The sequence below is a fragment of the Caballeronia sp. NCF2 genome, assembly GCF_023631205.1.
In the GTDB taxonomy this organism is placed as follows: Bacteria; Pseudomonadota; Gammaproteobacteria; order Burkholderiales; family Burkholderiaceae; genus Caballeronia; species Caballeronia zhejiangensis.
Window position 1 is genome coordinate 1 of record NZ_JALQDN010000057.1, and the last position, 16668, is coordinate 16668.

Annotated in this window: 15 protein-coding genes; 9 read left to right on the top strand and 6 right to left on the bottom strand. The window is 65.3% G+C overall.

All coding sequences use genetic code 11. The features are described from left to right. Positions 1–189: 189 nt before the first annotated feature. From NCS02_RS20235 to NCS02_RS20245, 3 genes are all read left to right on the top strand, one after another. Complete coding sequence (locus NCS02_RS20235; RefSeq protein WP_008354256.1) at positions 190–984, top strand: 3-hydroxybutyrate dehydrogenase; 795 nt, start codon at positions 190–192, stop codon at positions 982–984. Positions 985–1138: 154 nt separating this feature from the next. Further along, the gene (locus NCS02_RS20240) at positions 1139–2698 is read left to right on the top strand and encodes a methyl-accepting chemotaxis protein (protein ID WP_175982344.1); all 1560 of its coding nucleotides are present in this window, start codon (positions 1139–1141) and stop codon (positions 2696–2698) included. A gap of 44 nt (positions 2699–2742) precedes the next feature. After that, positions 2743–2976, top strand: coding sequence for a hypothetical protein (locus NCS02_RS20245; protein ID WP_008354254.1), 234 nt, complete (start codon positions 2743–2745; stop codon positions 2974–2976). Here the strand turns inward: NCS02_RS20245 and NCS02_RS20250 are convergent. Next, positions 2973–4961 carry an AI-2E family transporter gene (locus NCS02_RS20250; RefSeq protein ID WP_250503181.1) on the bottom strand — a complete coding sequence of 663 codons (1989 nt, stop codon included), beginning with the start codon at positions 4959–4961 and terminating at the stop codon, positions 2973–2975. The two genes, NCS02_RS20245 and NCS02_RS20250, sit on opposite strands and share 4 nt — an antisense overlap. 276 nt (positions 4962–5237) lie before the next feature. Here NCS02_RS20250 and NCS02_RS20255 point away from each other — a divergent pair, with 276 nt between their 5' ends. From NCS02_RS20255 to zwf, 5 genes are all read left to right on the top strand, one after another. Beyond that, on the top strand, positions 5238–5540 hold the full coding sequence (locus tag NCS02_RS20255) for a hypothetical protein (RefSeq protein ID WP_008354251.1): 303 nt from the start codon (positions 5238–5240) through the stop codon (positions 5538–5540). A 156-nt stretch (positions 5541–5696) separates the two neighbouring features. Then, positions 5697–6326 carry a glutathione S-transferase family protein gene (locus NCS02_RS20260; protein ID WP_250503182.1) on the top strand — a complete coding sequence of 210 codons (630 nt, stop codon included), beginning with the start codon at positions 5697–5699 and terminating at the stop codon, positions 6324–6326. 61 nt (positions 6327–6387) lie between these two features. Next, the gene (locus tag NCS02_RS20265) at positions 6388–8472 is read left to right on the top strand and encodes a 2Fe-2S iron-sulfur cluster-binding protein (protein ID WP_250503183.1); all 2085 of its coding nucleotides are present in this window, start codon (positions 6388–6390) and stop codon (positions 8470–8472) included. Positions 8473–8541: 69 nt separating this feature from the next. Then, positions 8542–9441, top strand: a complete 900-nt coding sequence (locus NCS02_RS20270) for a LysR family transcriptional regulator (RefSeq protein ID WP_008354248.1) — start codon at positions 8542–8544, stop codon at positions 9439–9441. A gap of 174 nt (positions 9442–9615) precedes the next feature. Then, on the top strand, positions 9616–11091 hold the full coding sequence (zwf, locus tag NCS02_RS20275) for a glucose-6-phosphate dehydrogenase (protein WP_033535836.1): 1476 nt from the start codon (positions 9616–9618) through the stop codon (positions 11089–11091). A gap of 1 nt (position 11092) precedes the next feature. Here the strand turns inward: zwf and NCS02_RS20280 are convergent, their stop codons facing one another. Beyond that, positions 11093–12379, bottom strand: a complete 1287-nt coding sequence (locus NCS02_RS20280; protein WP_175982347.1) for an FUSC family protein — start codon at positions 12377–12379, stop codon at positions 11093–11095. A gap of 88 nt (positions 12380–12467) precedes the next feature. Next, the gene (locus NCS02_RS20285) at positions 12468–13106 is read right to left on the bottom strand and encodes a LysE family translocator (RefSeq protein ID WP_175982348.1); all 639 of its coding nucleotides are present in this window, start codon (positions 13104–13106) and stop codon (positions 12468–12470) included. Between the two features lie 159 nt (positions 13107–13265). On the opposite strand from NCS02_RS20285, the gene wrbA reads away from it, so the two are divergent. After that, complete coding sequence (gene wrbA, locus NCS02_RS20290; RefSeq protein ID WP_008354244.1) at positions 13266–13868, top strand: NAD(P)H:quinone oxidoreductase; 603 nt, start codon at positions 13266–13268, stop codon at positions 13866–13868. A 7-nt stretch (positions 13869–13875) separates the two neighbouring features. Here the strand turns inward: wrbA and NCS02_RS20295 are convergent, their stop codons facing one another. From NCS02_RS20295 to NCS02_RS20305, 3 genes are read right to left on the bottom strand one after another with little or no spacing between them, the layout of a single operon-like run. Beyond that, on the bottom strand, positions 13876–15492 hold the full coding sequence (locus NCS02_RS20295) for an alkaline phosphatase D family protein (protein ID WP_250523269.1): 1617 nt from the start codon (positions 15490–15492) through the stop codon (positions 13876–13878). Beyond that, the gene (locus NCS02_RS20300; protein WP_008354242.1) at positions 15450–16037 is read right to left on the bottom strand and encodes a universal stress protein; all 588 of its coding nucleotides are present in this window, start codon (positions 16035–16037) and stop codon (positions 15450–15452) included. The genes NCS02_RS20295 and NCS02_RS20300 overlap by 43 nt, the downstream gene beginning before the upstream one ends. A gap of 30 nt (positions 16038–16067) precedes the next feature. Next, positions 16068–16454, bottom strand: a complete 387-nt coding sequence (locus NCS02_RS20305; protein WP_008354241.1) for a tellurite resistance TerB family protein — start codon at positions 16452–16454, stop codon at positions 16068–16070. Positions 16455–16668: the final 214 nt, after the last annotated feature.

Consider the following 16668-nt stretch of genomic DNA (forward strand, 5'->3'; position numbering starts at 1 on the left):
CTTTGCTTACTTTCTTTGCAGCAGCAAAGAAAGTGAGTGCCGCCCCGCACAGGGGCAGTGCTAATAGACCGACACGATCACGGGATCCGGCGAAAAAAAAGAAAAAACCCTAATTTACGCACAGCAAGCCAACACACCAAACTCCGCAGAACCCGATCAAAACTCCGGAAAGAAGGAAAAAACCCGCATATGACCCAAACCGCATTGAACAAAGCGCTCGCCGGCAAGACGGCATTGGTCACCGGCTCGACGAGCGGCATCGGCCTCGGCATCGCGACGGCACTCGCACAGGCAGGCGCGAATCTCGTGCTCAACGGTTTCGGCGATATCGAAGGCGCGCTGAAGCAGATCGAAGCCACCGGCGTGAAAGCGGTCCACCATCCCGCCGACATGACGAAGCCCGAAGAAATCGAAGCGATGATCGCCTTCGCAAACGAGCAATTCGGCGCCGTCGATGTCCTCGTCAACAACGCCGGCATCCAGCACGTCGCGACCATCGACGAATTCCCGGTCGATCGCTGGGACGCGATCATCGCGATTAACCTCAGCTCGGCGTTCCACACGATGCGCGTCGCGCTGCCGCAAATGCGCGCGCGCAACTGGGGCCGCGTCATCAATATCGCGTCGGTGCACGGGCTCGTCGGCTCGGCGGGCAAATCGGCGTACGTCGCCGCGAAACACGGCATTCTCGGCCTGACCAAAGTCGCCGCGCTCGAAAACGCCCGCACCGGCGTGACCGTCAACGCAATCTGCCCAGGCTTCGTGCTCACGCCGCTCGTGCAGAAACAGATCGACGATCTCGCCGCCCGCGACTCGCTCACGCCGGACGCGGCCCGCGCCAAGCTGCTCGGCGACAAACAGCCGTCCGCGCAATTCGTGACGGCGCAGCAGATCGGCGATATGGCCGTGTTCCTCTGCTCCGATGCCGCCAGCGAAATGCGCGGCTCGGCGCTGCAAATCGACGGCGGATGGAGCGCGCAGTAACTAACGCGCCCCTATCGGCGACAAATCGCCACACTTGAGCGTTTCAGTCGGATTCCCCTAAAGATTGTGGGGCCAATCGCCGTTATGTCCTTGTAATAAGACGCGCGCCGCCTTCGAAAAGCGGCGCGCGACGCGAAGAAGAATCAAGGACACCATGCGCAATAATCAGCCCGTAACCCAGCAAGAGTTCGAATTCCCCGCCTCGGCGATGCTCGTCTCCGCCACCGACCTTTCCGGCAACATCCAGTACTGCAATCCGGCTTTCGTGTCGGTGTCGGGCTTCTCGCGCGACGAGCTGATCGGCCAGCCGCACAACCTCATCCGCCATCCCGACATGCCGCGCGAAGCGTTCGCCGATCTCTGGTCGACCGTGCGCGCCGGCCGCTCGTGGACCGCGCTCGTCAAGAATCGCCGCAAGAACGGCGATCACTACTGGGTGCGCGCGAACGTCACGCCGGTGATGGACCACGGCAAGGTCGTCGGCTATCTCTCCGTGCGCGTGAAGCCGACGCGCGATGAAGTCCGCGACGCCACCGCGCTCTACGCGCAGATCAAGGCCGGCAACGCGTCGCGACGCCTCGTGCGCGGCGCGCTCGTGAAGAACGGCATCGCGGGCAAGCTCGCGGCGCTCGCGAACCTGCCGGTGAGTTCGCGTCTCGCCACGGCTTTCGCCGCCGTGCCCGTCAGCATGCTGGTCGCGGCGCTGGCAGGATGGCGCGGCGCGCCGCCGCTGCCCTTCTGGATCGCGCTCGGCGTGAGTTCCGTTGCGAGCTTCGTGGGCTGGCTCGCGCTTTCGCGTCAGGTCGATGCGCCCGTCCGCACGATGTCCGGTTTCGCGGCGCGCATGGCCGCGGGCGATCTGACCGCCGACATGCCCGATGCGCGTCACGACGATCTCGGCGACGTGCAGCGCGCGCTCGGGCAGTTGAAGGCGAATCTCGCGGCGATCGTCTTCGACGTGCGCGGCCAGATCGGCGGCATGCTCGAGGCCGCCAACGAGATTTCGAGCGGCAACACGGACTTGTCGCGCCGCACGGAGATGCAGGCGGCATCGCTCGAACAGACGGCCGCGACGATGGATCAGCTCACGACGACCGTGCAAGGCAACGCCGACGCCACCGTGCGCGCGCTGGAAGTCGTCAAGGAAGCGCAGGCCGCGGCGGACGACGGCGGGCGCATCGCGAGCCAGGTCGAGCAGACGATGGCAGGCATCACGGCGGCGTCGCGGCGCATCGCGGACATCACCGATGTCATCGACGGCATCGCGTTCCAGACCAACATCCTCGCGCTCAACGCGGCCGTCGAGGCGGCGCGCGCGGGCGAAGCGGGCCGCTCGTTCGCGGTCGTCGCGACCGAAGTGCGCAATCTGGCGCAGCGCTGCGCGGCATCGGCGAAGGAAATCGAAGGCGTCGTCGCGACGAGCGTCGCGCAGATCGCGGAAGGCACGAGCCTCGTCGCGCGCACGACGAGCCAGATGCGCGCCATCGACGAAGCGGTGAACCGCGTATCGGCGATCATCATGGAAGTCGCGAAGGCGAGCGGCGAGCAGGCCGAGGGCATCGCGCAGGTGAATCAGGCGGTCGCGCATCTCGACGATTCGACCCAGCAGAACGCCGCGCTCGTCGAGCAGGCGGCGGCCACCGCGCAGCGCCTCGCGGAACGCGCGGTCGTGCTCGACGAAGCCGTGCGCCTCTTTACCGTGGCGAAGGCTTAGGATCGCTTGGTACTATCGGACATTGCCCACGAGGAGTGTCTCCGATGACCGCTGAGAACAATCGCACGGAAGAAGCGCGAGCGATGGAACGTATCGTCAACGCGACGCGCCAGGTTCAGTCCGCTTTCCTGGCGCTGCAAAAGCAGTTTCCGCCCGAAGGCGACGGCCGGCCTTCGCAGATGGCGCTGCAGACCTTCGACGCCGCGCTTCAGGAACTCGAAGACGCGCAAGCCGCCTTCGACACCATGCTCAACGATCTGTTCGACGGCAACCGCTAAATCGCCACGTTCTCGCGCGGGCCGTTCAGCGCGGTTTCATCGCCGGCGTCGTTGAGGCCCGCCCACGGCACGCCGTCGGCGGACTGGCGGCGCGCGGCGGCCACGCACGCTTCGACCAGCTCCCTGAACGACACCGCCGCCGAACTCGTACGCACGAGCACTTCGCCTTGCAGCGAACTTTCGGGGAAGATCAAGCCGACGATCAGTTCCGCCGACGGCGCGCGCTGATGCAGACGCCGCAGCAGGTTGCGCAGATACGGCGGCGACTCGGCGGCATCGAACGACACGACGCAGATGATCGTCACGCCGGCGAGATCGACCTCGCCGAAGCGTCCGCGCGAAAAGCGCTCGTAGCCCGCGAGGTCCGCGTACAGGCCGTGCTTGCGAAACAGCTGCACGGCGATGGTCGCCGCGAGATCGTCGAGCTCGTTTCTCCCCGCGATGCAGAGCACCGACGCCGTGTGGCCTTCCTTCTGCGCATCGAAGCGCGCGGGCGGCGTCTCGGGCGCGATGCGCGGCCCGTCGTCGGGCGATTCGAAACTCGCGGGCAAGTCCTCTTTCGGCGCGACGGTGACGGCCGTGTCCTCCGCATCCTCCAGCCCTTCGATGATGTCGAGCGCCGACTCGTTGATGCGCCGCAACTGATCCGCCGTGACGACGCCGCGCAGCACGTCGTTATGCGCGTAGCGCAAGCCTTCGAGCGCGACATCGTCGTAATACGCGATCAGAGAGCGTTCCTTGAGCAACGTCTCGGCCTGCACGAGCGCCTCGTCGGGATCGTTCGCGAGCAGGCGCTGATAGAAGTTCTCGGCGGGCGTGAGCGCGGGCCGGTCGCCGAACAGCACGTCGAGAAATTCGAGGCGATCGACATGGCGGCCGAGAATCACGAGGCAGAGCGTGAGCGGCGTCGAGAGCACGAGGCCGATCGGCCCCCAGATCCAGCTCCAGAAAATCGCCGCGACGATCACCGCGAACGGCGACAGGCCCGTGCTATGCCCGTACAGCAGCGGCTCGACGACTTGACCCGCGACGATGTCCGTCACGCCGAAGAGCACGATGGTCCACACGAGCATCGCCCAGCCGGGACCGACGGCCGCCGCGAACACGACCGCGACGATCGCCGCGATCCACGTTCCGACATACGGCACGAAGCGCAGAAGCGCGGTCATCACGCCGAAGAGCAGCGCGCCCGGCACGCCGATGATCGCGAGCCCGATCGAAATGACGATGCCCACGCCCACGTTGATGCCGAGCTGCGCGAGGAAGTAGCGCGACAGGCGCCGCGCGGCTTCGTCCATCGCGGTGGTCGCCCGATGCAGGTCGCGCGAGCCGAAAAGCCGTATCAGCCGGTCGCGCAGATCTTCGCGCTGAAGCAGGATGAACACCGCGACCACGAGCACGATGCCGGTGGTTTCCAGCGGACTGATGATCGGCGACAGAAAGCGCTGCGCGAGTTCCAGCGGCGTCGGCGTGGGCTCGTGCACTTCGACGGGCATCGGCTGGTCGATCGGCGAAGCGGCCGGATTGTCCTCGTTCTTCGGCTCCTGCTCGCGCGCGGGCGAAATCCGCTTCAGCGCGCGCGATGCGCGGCCGAGAAACTCATCGGCGCGGCCGACAGTCATCTTCTGCACGGAATCGATTTTGCGCTCGACGGCGACCTGATACTTCGGCAGGTCGCCCGCGAGCTGCGCGACCTGAGCGCCGATCAGCGCGCCGACCGCCGTCAGCACCGACAGCGCGACCACTACGGCGACGATCACGGAAGGCACTTGCCCGAAGCGCAGCCGCCGCAGGAAATCGACGAACGGCGCGAGCAGAAAGCTCAGCAGAATCGCGAGGATGATCGGGATCATCACCGCGCGGCCGAAGTACAGCGCGCAAATGACGATGACGCCTGTCACGAGCGACGCCAGCGCGCGCACGCCGGGCGCTTCCGGCGGCAGGATCTTCGCGGGTGGCCGGCGCGGCCCGGGTGCTTGCGGCATGGAAACGGCTCGCTTTTAGTGTGTGGTCGGCGTGGAACGGCCAGTGCGCAGGCCGGAGCAACGTTGCATTATGCAAGACGCGTGCCGTCGATAAGCCGTTCGCCGCGAATAAGGTGAGCGCCTCCGGGATTCAAATTCGGCTGCGATCGGTTCAATGGTGAGGCAATACGGGAGCGAGCGCGCCGGAACAAACGCTGGTCTGGTTGTAAGAAGGGTGATCGGCCAATGCACCGGCGCGCGGACTACACTGAATCACGCTCTGCATTGGAGTCCGCCATGAACGCGATCCGCGCTTCAGTCGTAGTCATATCGGCATTCGCCGTCACATCGGCGTTCGCGCAGCTTCATCCGAGCGCCGAAACCGACATGTACGCGCCGCAAAACAGCACCAAGCTCATGCCGAACGCGCCGCTCGGCAGTCAATACCCGACGCACGGCAACGCGCAGGCCGGCGAGCTCAATCTCAATCCGAGCGATCCGCGCGCGCAGCTCGTCAACGGCCTGCCGAACAACGCCAACAGCGGCGGATACGGTTCGCCGCTCGCCGGCAACAAGGCGAACGTGCCGCGCGGCGAATAAATGACGTGGGTCCGCGCACCGAAAGCGCGCTCACCATTCTCGTTTCGAGAATGGTGATTTGAAAATCGACGGGATTCTCCTCATCGCGGCAAGAACCGATACTCGATTCACAGGACGGGACGTCTCCCGGCCATCAACCGAATCAGGGAATCTGCCGTGAAGATCTATCACCATCCGCTGTCCGGGCACTCGCACCGCGCGCGTCTCTTCCTGAATCTGCTGGGCGTCGAACACGAAGAAGCGTTCGTCGATCTCGCCGCCGCCGCGCACAAGACGCCCGACTATCTGAAGCTGAACCGCTTCGGCCAGATTCCCGTGCTCGTCGATGGCGACACGGTCATCGCCGATTCGAACGCGATCCTCGTCTATCTCGCGAAAAAAGCCGGCAACACGAAGTGGCTGCCCGAAACGCCCGCCGAAGCCGCCGCCGTGCAGCGCTGGCTCTCCGTCGCGGCCGGGCAGATCGCGTTCGGTCCCGCCGCCGCGCGTCTCATCACCGTGTTCGGCGCGAAGTTCGACGCGAACGAAGTCATCGCCCGCGCGTACAACGTCCTCAAGGTGCTCGACGCGGAACTGGCGAATCGCGACTGGATCGCCGATATCGACGAGACCGCCGCCGCGCACCCGACCATCGCGGATGTCGCGCTCTACAGCTATATCTCGAGCGCGCCCGAAGGCAACGTCGACCTTTCCGCCTACGCGAACGTGAACGCGTGGCTGAAGCGCGTCGAAGCGCTGAAGGGTTTCGTTCCGTTCCAAAAGACGGCCGCGGGTCTCGCGGCGTAAAGGGAGCGCGGCGGCCGGCTCGCGCCGTGCCGCCGCGCCCGAATCGAAGAGGCATACGATCATGTCCGCTTCCGCGCTTGGCAATGTCAAACAGGTCGCCACGCCCTCGCCGTGGCATCGCGGCGAACTCGCCATTCAGAAGGCTTTCGGCGTCGACGAGCGCATGGACGGCGTCGGCCGGCGCGTCGTGCGCGATTACATGCCGGATCAGCATCGCCAGTTCTTCGGGCAACTGCCGTTCATCGTGGCCGGTTCCGTCGATGAACGCGGCGATCCGTGGGCGACGCTGCTCGCCGGGCATCCCGGCTTCATGCACGCGACCGATGCCAAAACGCTGTCGATGAGCCCCGCCCGCGATCCGCTCGATCCCGCCGACGCCGGCATGCACGATGGCGCGTCGATCGGCCTGCTTGGCATCGAAATGCACACGCGCCGCCGCAATCGGATGAACGGCGTGATTCATCGCGATGGCGCGAACCTCGCGTTCGACGTGGCCGTCGAACAGAGCTTCGGCAATTGCCCGCAGTACATCCAGTTGCGCGATTTCGAGTTCGTGCGCGATCCTTCCTTGCCGTCGCCGGTCGAGCCGCTCGAATCCGACGCCCTTTCGCCGCGCGCAAAAGCGATGATCGCGGGCGCGGATACGTTCTTCGTCGCGTCGTATTTCGATCGCGAGGACGGGCATCGGCAAGTGGACGTGTCGCATCGCGGCGGCAAACCGGGTTTCGTGCGTCTGTCGGACGACGGCTCGCTCACGATTCCCGATTTCGCCGGCAATCTCTTCTTCAACACGCTCGGCAACATTCTCGTGAACGCTCGCGCGGGACTCGTGTTCGCGGACTTCGAAACCGGCGACATGCTGCAGCTCGCGGGCGACGCGGAAGTGCTGCTCGACTCGCCCGAAACCGCCGCATTTCAGGGCGCGGAACGGCTGTGGCGCTTCACGCCGCGCCGCATCGTGTATCGCGCCGAGGCGCTGCCCTTGCGATGGAAAGCGCGCAGCGACGGCGCATCGCCCAATTCGCTGATGACCGGCGACTGGACGCAAGTGGCCGAGCGCCTGAAGGCGTCCACGCTCGCGAACGTGTGGCGCGCGTTTCGCGTGAGCAGAATCGTCGATGAAAGCGATGCGATCCGCTCGTTCCATCTCGAACCCGCCGATGGCGCGGGCATCGTTCCGCACAAGGCCGGTCAGCATCTGCCGATGCGCGTGACGCTGCCGGGCGAGGCGAAACCGCAGATTCGCACGTACACGCTGTCGGTCGCGCCGTCGGACGGCGTGTATCGCATCAGCGTGAAGCGCGACGGGCGCGTGTCGGCACATCTGCACGACACGCTGAAAGCGGGCGACGTCATCGAGGCGCGCGCGCCCGCCGGAGACTTCACGATCGATCCGTTCGAGCAGCGTCCCGCCGTGCTGATGGCGGCGGGCGTCGGCATCACGCCGATGCTCGCGATGTTGCGGCACATCGTCTACGAAGGCTTGAGGAAGCGCCGCGTGCGGCCGGTGTGGATGATCGTGTCGGCGCATTCGCTCGCGAGCCGCGCGTTCTCGCGCGAAATCGATGCGCTCGCGCAGAGCGCGGGCGGCGCGGTGACCGTGATCCGCGTGCTCAGCGACACGAACGGCGCGCAAATGGACCGCGATTACGACGTGTCCGGGCGCATCGACATCGATCTGCTGACGAGCCGTCTGCCCTTCAACGACTACGACTTCTATCTGTGCGGGCCGGGCGCGTTCATGCAGTCGATCTACGATGGCCTGCGCGCGCTCAATGTCGCCGATGCGCGCGTGCATGCGGAAGCGTTCGGTCCATCGGCGCTAAAGCGCACGGCGGATCGCGGCGCCGACGTCAAGCCGATGCGTCCCGCCGCGACCGAGCCCGTGAAGATCGAATTCCTGAAGTCGGGCGCGAGCGCGCAATGGCAGCCGGGCAGCGGCACCTTGCTGGAACTCGCCGAAGCGAGCGGTCTGTCGCCCGAGTTCAACTGCCGCGGCGGCACTTGCGGCACATGCCGGACGCGCATCGCGAAAGGCGCGGTGTCGTATGAAAGCGAGCCGGCGTTTCATGTCGGCGATGACGAAGCGCTGATCTGCTGCGCGATGCCCGCCGCCGATGGAGACACGCTCGAACTCGATCTGTAACGATTGTGCCCCGCGCGCATATCCGTGAGAATGCACGGCATCTCAAGCCTGCATGTCTCGTGCTTTCCCATGGACCGTTTACAGGCAATGACGACCTTCGTCACGGTGGTCGAAACCGGCGGCTTCGCATCGGCGGCGCGCAAGCTCGACGTGTCGCCGTCGGTCGTGAGCCGCGTCGTGACGGAACTCGAAGAACATCTCGGCGTGCGCCTGCTCACGCGCACCACACGCGTCGTGCGTCTCACCGACGCCGGCAGCGGCTATTTCGAGGACTGCCGCCGCATTCTCGGCGAAATCGATAACGCCGAACTTTCCGCGACCGGCACGCATTCCTCGCCGCGCGGACTGCTTTCGATCACCGCGCCGGTGATGTTCGGCCGCCTGCACGTCACGCCGATCGTCCTCGATTATCTGGGCCGTTATCCCGAAGCGGACGCAAGCTGCTGGTTCGTCGATCGCGTGGTGAATCTCGTCGATGAAGGCATCGACGTGGCGGTGCGGATCGCGCAATTGCCGGACTCGTCGTTGCAGGCGATCAACGTCGGGCGCGTGCGGCGCGTGCTGTGCGCCTCGCCCGCTTATCTCGCGAAGCACGGCACGCCACGTCATCCGGACGATCTCGCGGAGCATGTCGTGATTGCGTCGACGGGTTCGTCGACGCCCCCGGAATGGCGTCTCTCCGACGGCGAGCGGCAGTTTCTCGTGCGCTCGCATCCTCGCCTGACGACGACCACCAACGACTCGGCCATCGCCGCCGCGCTCGCGGATTTCGGCATCGCGCGGCTCCTGTCGTATCAGATCGCGCAACACGTTGCCGACGGGCGTCTCGCAATCGTGCTGCCGGAGTTCGAGACGCCGCCCCTGCCGATCCATCTCGTGCATCGCGAAGGGCGTCACGTCACGCAGAAGGTCCGCGCATTTCTCGACCTCGCCGTGACGACGCTGCGCGCGAACGAATCGTTGCGCTGAGCGCGTTAAACAAACACGTCTTCGGTGACAAATCGTCCATCGCTCGCCGAATCGAACGGCCGTTAGCACGACTGCCGTGCAAAATGCCGGCAAAACATGCAACATAGCTGTCTCGAACGATCGCTTCGATCGCCGCGCTTTCGGCTTATCTGAACCCTTACCGGCTCACGCACCATGACGAATCCAACTTCTCCCGTGAATGAACGCCCGCTCGACATGATCATCTTCGGCGGCGGCGGAGACCTGGCGGCGCGCAAGCTGCTGCCGGCGCTCTACATGGCGCACACGCACTGCAACCTGCCCGCGGACACGCGCATTCTCGCCATCGGCCGCAAGGACTGGACGCGCGAGGATTACCTCAAGAATTTCATGGAAGAGCAGGCGCGCCCTTTCATCGATTCCAAGGTTTTCGATGCCCAGTCGTGGGACAAATTTCTCGCGCTCTTCGATTACGTGCGCATCGACGTCGAGAATCCCGGCGATTTCGAGCGTCTCGCACAGGCCGTGCGTCCTGGCTCGCAGCGCGTGCTGTATCTGTCGACGTCGCCGGAACTGTTCGTGACGATCTGCACCAACCTCGATAACGCCGGCATTCTCGACGAAAACGCCCGCGTCGTGCTTGAAAAGCCGCTCGGCCACGATCTCGCATCGGCGCGCGCCATCAACGATGCGGTCGGCAAGCACTTCAAGGAAGAGCAGATCTATCGCATCGACCATTATCTCGGCAAGGAAACCGTGCAGAACCTGATGGTGCTGCGCTTCGGCAACGCGATCTTCGGCCCGCTGTGGCAGGCGCCGTACATCAAGAGCGTGCAGATCACGGTGTCGGAGACGGTGGGCGTCGGCAGCCGCGCGGGCTTCTACGATCACACCGGCGCATTGCGCGACATGGTGCAGAACCACTTGCTGCAACTGCTTTGCATTGTCGCGATGGAGCCGCCCGTCTCGCTCGATCCGGACGCCGTGCGCGACGAAAAGCTGAAGGTGCTGAAGTCGCTGCGGCCGATGACCGTCGCCGATATCGCACGCGACACCGTGCGCGGCCAGTACACGGCGGGCGCGGTCGGCGGCGAGGCGGTGAAGGGCTATCTCGAAGAGCAGAACGTGCCCGCCGACAGCCGCGCGGAAACCTTCGTGGCGCTGCGCGCGCATATCAACAACTGGCGCTGGGCCAACGTGCCGTTCTTCCTGCGCACGGGCAAGCGCATGCAGAATCGCCGCTCGGAGATCGTCATCGACTTCGCGGACCTGCCGTTCTCGATCATCCCCGAAGGCCCGCGCCATTACGGCAACCGCCTGACGATCACGCTGCAGCCGGAAGAATCGATCCAACTCCAGATGATGGCGAAGGAACCCGGCAGCGGCATGCACATGCAGCCCGTCACGCTCAATCTCGACCTGCAGCAGGCCATGACGCAGCGGCGCGCGGAAGCGTACGAGCGCTTGCTCATCGACGTGATTCGCGGCCGCCTCACGCACTTCATGCGGCGCGACGAACTGGAAGCGGCATGGACGTGGGTGGAGCCGATTCTCAACGGCTGGAAGGAACTCGGCGACCGTCCGCGCGGTTATACGGCGGGAACGTTCGGCCCGGCCGCTTCGAGCGCGTTGATGGCGCGCGAGAATCTCGCCTGGGCGGAAGAAGCCTGATTCACCGCATCGCGGCGTGCGGCCCCCGTTTCGAGGCCCACGCCGCGCCCGCGGCCATCACCGCGGACAACACCACGATGCCCGCGAGAATGCCTTCGAGCCGCATCAGCGCGGGCATCGGGTCCGACGACCAATGGTGGTCCTGCACGAACACCATGATGAACGCGATGCTGAACTGCCGTCCGACATAGCTCGCGCCCTGCGTGCCCGTCTGCACATGACAGCCGATCCACACGCCCACGCATAGCGCGATCATGCAGGCGAACGCGTTGTCGCCGAGTAGCGGCAACAGCGCGAGACTCGCCGCGCCCGCCAGCAGACAGCCGATGAAACGCTGAATCATGCGCTCGGCGATCGGCTTTCGCGTCGGCTTGCCGAGCGCCGATGTCGGCAAGATCAGCACGGCAACCGCCGTCACCATCGCCTGCGCGAAGCCCGGCAGATTCCACGCATACGCGATCGCCGCGAGGATCATCACCGACCATGCGCCTTGCCACGCGAGCCGCTTGCGCATCGCGAGCGCGGTCTGCTCGGCGCGCGCGAGGTGCGTCGCGTCGAGCGCCTGCACGGCGCGGGCGGCATCGGAAGGAATGACGGTGACGGTTTGCGCGTTGACGCCATCGACGCGATCCACGGTGGATGCCGCCTGCGCGCGCGGCACCGGCGGCGCGCCGCGCGACTTGCGATAGTGCTGCACGCCCGCATGCACAAGCGCCGACACGGCCACGCACGCGGCCGTCCCGACCATCACTTCGGCGACGCGCAAGAGCGCAAACGACGCCGTCGCCGCCGCGGATTCGAGCCGATGCGCCTCGAACGTGACCATGAGCGAGGTCACGCCGCCGAGCACCCACGCGTAGCCCGCATCGGAAACGAGCGCCCGATACACCGACATCCCGACGATCGCCCCGAGCAGCGGCACGAAGAGCCACGGCACGTCGCCGATGATCGGCCCGGCGACCGCGCCGATCAGCGCGCCGGCGATCGTCCCGACCACGCGATGCACGCCGCGTTGCGCGCACGCCGAGAATTTCGACTGCATCACCGCGAAGCCGCTGATCGCGGCCCACCAGATGTTGCTCAAATGGAAAGCGTAGGCGAGCGCGACGGCAAGTCCGACGGAAAGCATCGCCTGCGTGGCGAAGAGCGCACGGGCGGGCGTCGGCCTGATCGCGACGAGTTCGCGCCCGAGCGCGGCGAAGGCGTCGCGGACGATGTGGACGAACGCGGCTGCGGCGGTTTCGTGCGGGATCGGGCGGGCGCTTCGGGAAGAATCGTCGGTCGGCATCGTTCTCGCGATTGTTCGGACGTCTGGCTTGAGCGTAGCCGCCGATCGTCCGGATGCAAAGCCGAACCGCGAAAGTGCGGCAAATCCGCTACACGCGCGAAGTGAGCAGACGCAGGCCCGCCGCGCCGAACACGAGCGCGAGACATGCATCGAGGCCGCGCTGGATGCGTTTGTACATGCGCCGCGCGGAGGCCATCGAGAAGAGCGCGGCATAGCCGCCGAACACGCATACGCCGATGCAGAGGCACCCCGCGACGACGACGAGCATGTGTCCCGGCCCTTCCCCCGCCGACGATCCGAGCGCCGCCACGGACATCCACACGAGAATCGCTTTCGGATTCGTGAGATGCAGAAGTGCGCCGCGCGCGTAGAGCCTGCGCGCGCTCTGCCCTTGCGCATCCGCCGACGAAGCGCGCAGCGGCGGCTTCAACGCCGCGCGTCCCGACTTGAACGCGAGCCACAACAGATACAGCCCGCCGCAGATCTTCACGCCGACGAGAAAGCCCGAGTACGCCGTCAGCGCGGCGGAGAGGCCGAGCGCGGCGAGCATCGCCCAGAAGAAGGAGCCGGACATCACGCCCGCCGCGAACGCGAAGGCCGCGCGCCGCCCGGACGTGCTCGCGATCGACATGATCGCGAGATTGCTCGGCCCGGGACTCGCGGTGCCGACGAAATACGCCGAATAAGCGATGAGCAGATTCGCGCTGAGCAAGGCGTGGCCGTTCATGGCGTGTGCGTCTCCGGTTCGGGTTTCGGGCAGTGTCGTCGAAGGCAGACGCGCGCGTCCATGAACGCTTCGCATTTTTGCGGGCAGGCCAGTTCCTTGCGCACGCACTCGCCGGTGCTATCTTTGAATGCGCACAAGCCCCTCTCACAAGGACACATCATGGCGAAAGTACTGGTTCTCTATTATTCGATGTACGGCCACGTGGAAACGATGGCGCAAGCGATAGCCGAAGGCGCGCGCGGCGTCGCGGGCACGGAAGTCACGCTCAAACGCGTGCCCGAAACGATTCCCGCCGATCAGGCCGCGAAGATCGGCGTGAAGCTCGATCAGCAGGCGCCGGTCGCGACCGTCGACGAACTCGCCGACTACGACGCGATCATCTTCGGCACGCCGACGCGCTTCGGCAACATGGCCGGCCAGATGCGCACGTTTCTCGATCAGACGGGCGGGCTCTGGGTGAAAGGCGCGCTCGTCGGAAAGATCGGCAGCGTGTTTTCATCGACGGCTTCGCAACACGGCGGACAGGAAACCACGATCACATCGTTCCATACGACGCTGCTGCATCACGGCATGGTGATCGTCGGCGTGCCGTATGCGTGCGCGGGACTCACGAACATGAGCGAGGTGTCCGGCGGCACGCCCTACGGCGCGACGACGCTCGCTTCGTCCGACGGCAGCCGTCAGCCATCGCAGAACGAACTCGATATCGCGCGTTATCAGGGCAAGCACGTCGCCGAGCTGGCCGCGAAGCTCGCCGCTTAAGCGACGCTCACGCCTCGACGTCGAGCTTCACTTCGTACAGCGACTTGCCGTTGAGGTCGTGCAGCGAGACCGTCAGCGCGCGGCTCGCGGGATCGATCTTCGCGCGGCCATAGAACTGCTGCATGGCCGCCGGCGAACGGTTCTGCGGATTGTCCTTCGGCACGCTGACATAGCGCAGTTCGGGACCGAACGTCATGTCGAGATCGTTCGGGCCGAACGTGCCCGCGTTGATCGGCCCGCCGACGAATTCCCAGAACGGCTTGAACTCCGTGAACTTCGCACGCGACGGATCGTAGTGCGTCGCCTGCGCGTAGTGCACGTCCGCCGTAATCCACACGACGTTCTTGATGTCTTCCTGCTTGATGAAGCGCAGGATGTCGGCAAGCTCCAGTTCGCGGCCGGACGGCGCGCCGTTGTCCGCGTTGGCCCATGCCTCGAAGGTGCCTTTGGGCACATCGGGGTTCGCATCGGGCACGACGAGCGAGATCGGCATGTCGCTCGCAATCACCTTCCACGTCGCGCGCGATGCCTTGAGCGATGCCTTCAGCCACGCGGTCTGCTGCGAGCCGAGAAATGCCGAATCCGCGTCGAGACGCGTTTGCGTGTTCGGCGAGTTCGCGCCGCGATACGAACGCTCGTCGAGCATGAACACATCGAGCAGCGGCCCGAACTGAAAGCCGCGATACACCTGTTCCGGATCGAGCTGATTGATGCGATACGGGTTGTACTCGAACATCGCCTGCTTCGCGCGCGCTTCGAGCAGGTTGATCGAACGCGTCTGATAACGCTTCTCCGCTTCGCCGATCAGTTGTCCCGGATACCAGTTGTTGCGCACTTCGTGATCGTCCCATTGCACGAGGAACGGCACTTCGGCTGCGAAGCGGCGCTTGTTTTTATCGAGCTGGTTATAGGCGAACGCCGCGCGATAGTCGTCGAGCGTCTGCGCGACATGCGACTTCCCTTCGGTCACGATGTTCGTCCACATCGTGCCGTCGGGCAACTTCACTTCCGGTTCGATCACGCTGTCCGCATAGATCTGATCGCCCTGATGGATGAAGAAATCCGGCGCTTCGCGACGCATCGCTTCATAGATGCGATAGCCGCCGAAGCGCTCGTTGATGCCCCAGCCCTGCCCCGCTTCATCGCCGGAAAATACGAAGCAGATCGGCTTCTCCGCTTCGATCGATGCCGTGCGCAGACGTCCAGTCACCGGCTCGCTGTAGGCTTTGCCATCGACGAGATCGGCGAAGCGCACGCGATAGAACACATCGGCGCCGGGCGGCAGGCCGGTCAGATCGACGCGCGCCGTGAAACCGCTGCTTTCGAGCGCGGCCGGTCCGATGCGCCGTTGAATCGTCCTGAAGCTTTCGCTCGCCGCATACTCGACGATCATGCGCGCGGGCCGGTCCGTGCGGCTCCAGACGATGCCGCTCGTCGCGGTGACGTCGCCGCTCATCACGCCGCTGGGTAGTTGCGGACGCAACTTGTCGGCGGTGACGACGGCGGGCGCGACGCCTTGCGCGAGGGCATCGGCGAGACCCGCGCCTGTCAGGGCGAGGCCCGTGCCGGAAACGAGGCCCTTCAGCAAGGTGCGTCGGGACGGTTTGATGATGCGATCCGGCATGGCGAGCTTCCTCTCGAACTGAATGATGGGGTTGTGCGCTGCGTCGAATCGACGATGGTAAAGCGTAACGGTGTCGCTTTTGTTTCAACGCTCGCTTCATTACCCGCGCGGTTCGATGCGATCAGCACGCGGCGATTGCTGTGGCGGCTCACGGCATCGGCCACGCGTTCTTCCCAGAAACGCCAGTGCGTGGCTTTCGTGCGGCCTATCACGATGAGATCCGCGTCGAACTCGCGCGCCGCCTGCGCGATCGTGCGCGCGAGCGTCGTGCCGCCCGGCAGGTCCATCGTCACGCACATGCCGTTGATGCTCGATGCGCGTATCGCCTGAAGCGTGCGCTTCTCGACTTCGCGCGCGAGGTCGTCGACCTGCGCGAGCGCCACGCCGAAGTCGTATTGCGCGGACGATATCGCCCAGAACGGCGCGCGGTCCACGACATGAAGCGCCGTGAGGCGCGCGTTGCATTCGCGGGCCCGCGCGATGCCGAGCGCAAGCGCTGCATGGCTGCCATCCGGTCCCACTGCGACGAGAACGTGTTGTTGCATGATGTCGTCTCCGGTTGAGTTTCGCGCGGTTCAGTGCATGCGCCACGCGCGCTTCACGGCATCGATCACGGCGGCTTCCGTGCAACTCATGACGCCATCCGCGACCACCGCCGATTCGCACAGCGTGAGCACATCGCGTCGCACGCGCTCGTCGGATACGTCCTGCGCGAGCTGATGCACGACATGCGGGTCGACGCGGCACACGTCGTCCCATGTCAGATACGAGCATCGCGTGAGATCCTCGCAAACCTCGCGCACGACGTCGTGCAACTCGCCCGCATGAAGCCCGAGCCGCGCATAGAAGCCGCGCCGTTCGAGCGCTTCGATTTCCGCACTGCCGATATGCCCGTCCGCGATCAGCGACATCACGACGATGCGCGCGGCCGCGCGAGGACTGTCCGATGGATAGTGGCGCATGGCATTACTCCTTCGATGAAACGTCGTCAATGAAAGGCAGTGCGATGGTTTCGATCAGGACCGCGCCGCCCGGATGCCTTGCATCGTAGGCGCGGACAATGAGCGTCGAATGAGCGTGCGATGTCTGCGCGAGCCGCACAGCGGCGCCGAAAAAGCGTTGGCCTTGGCACGACAGTTCGCATCTCCGCGCGCCTGCTACTCCCGTTCTGTGCGC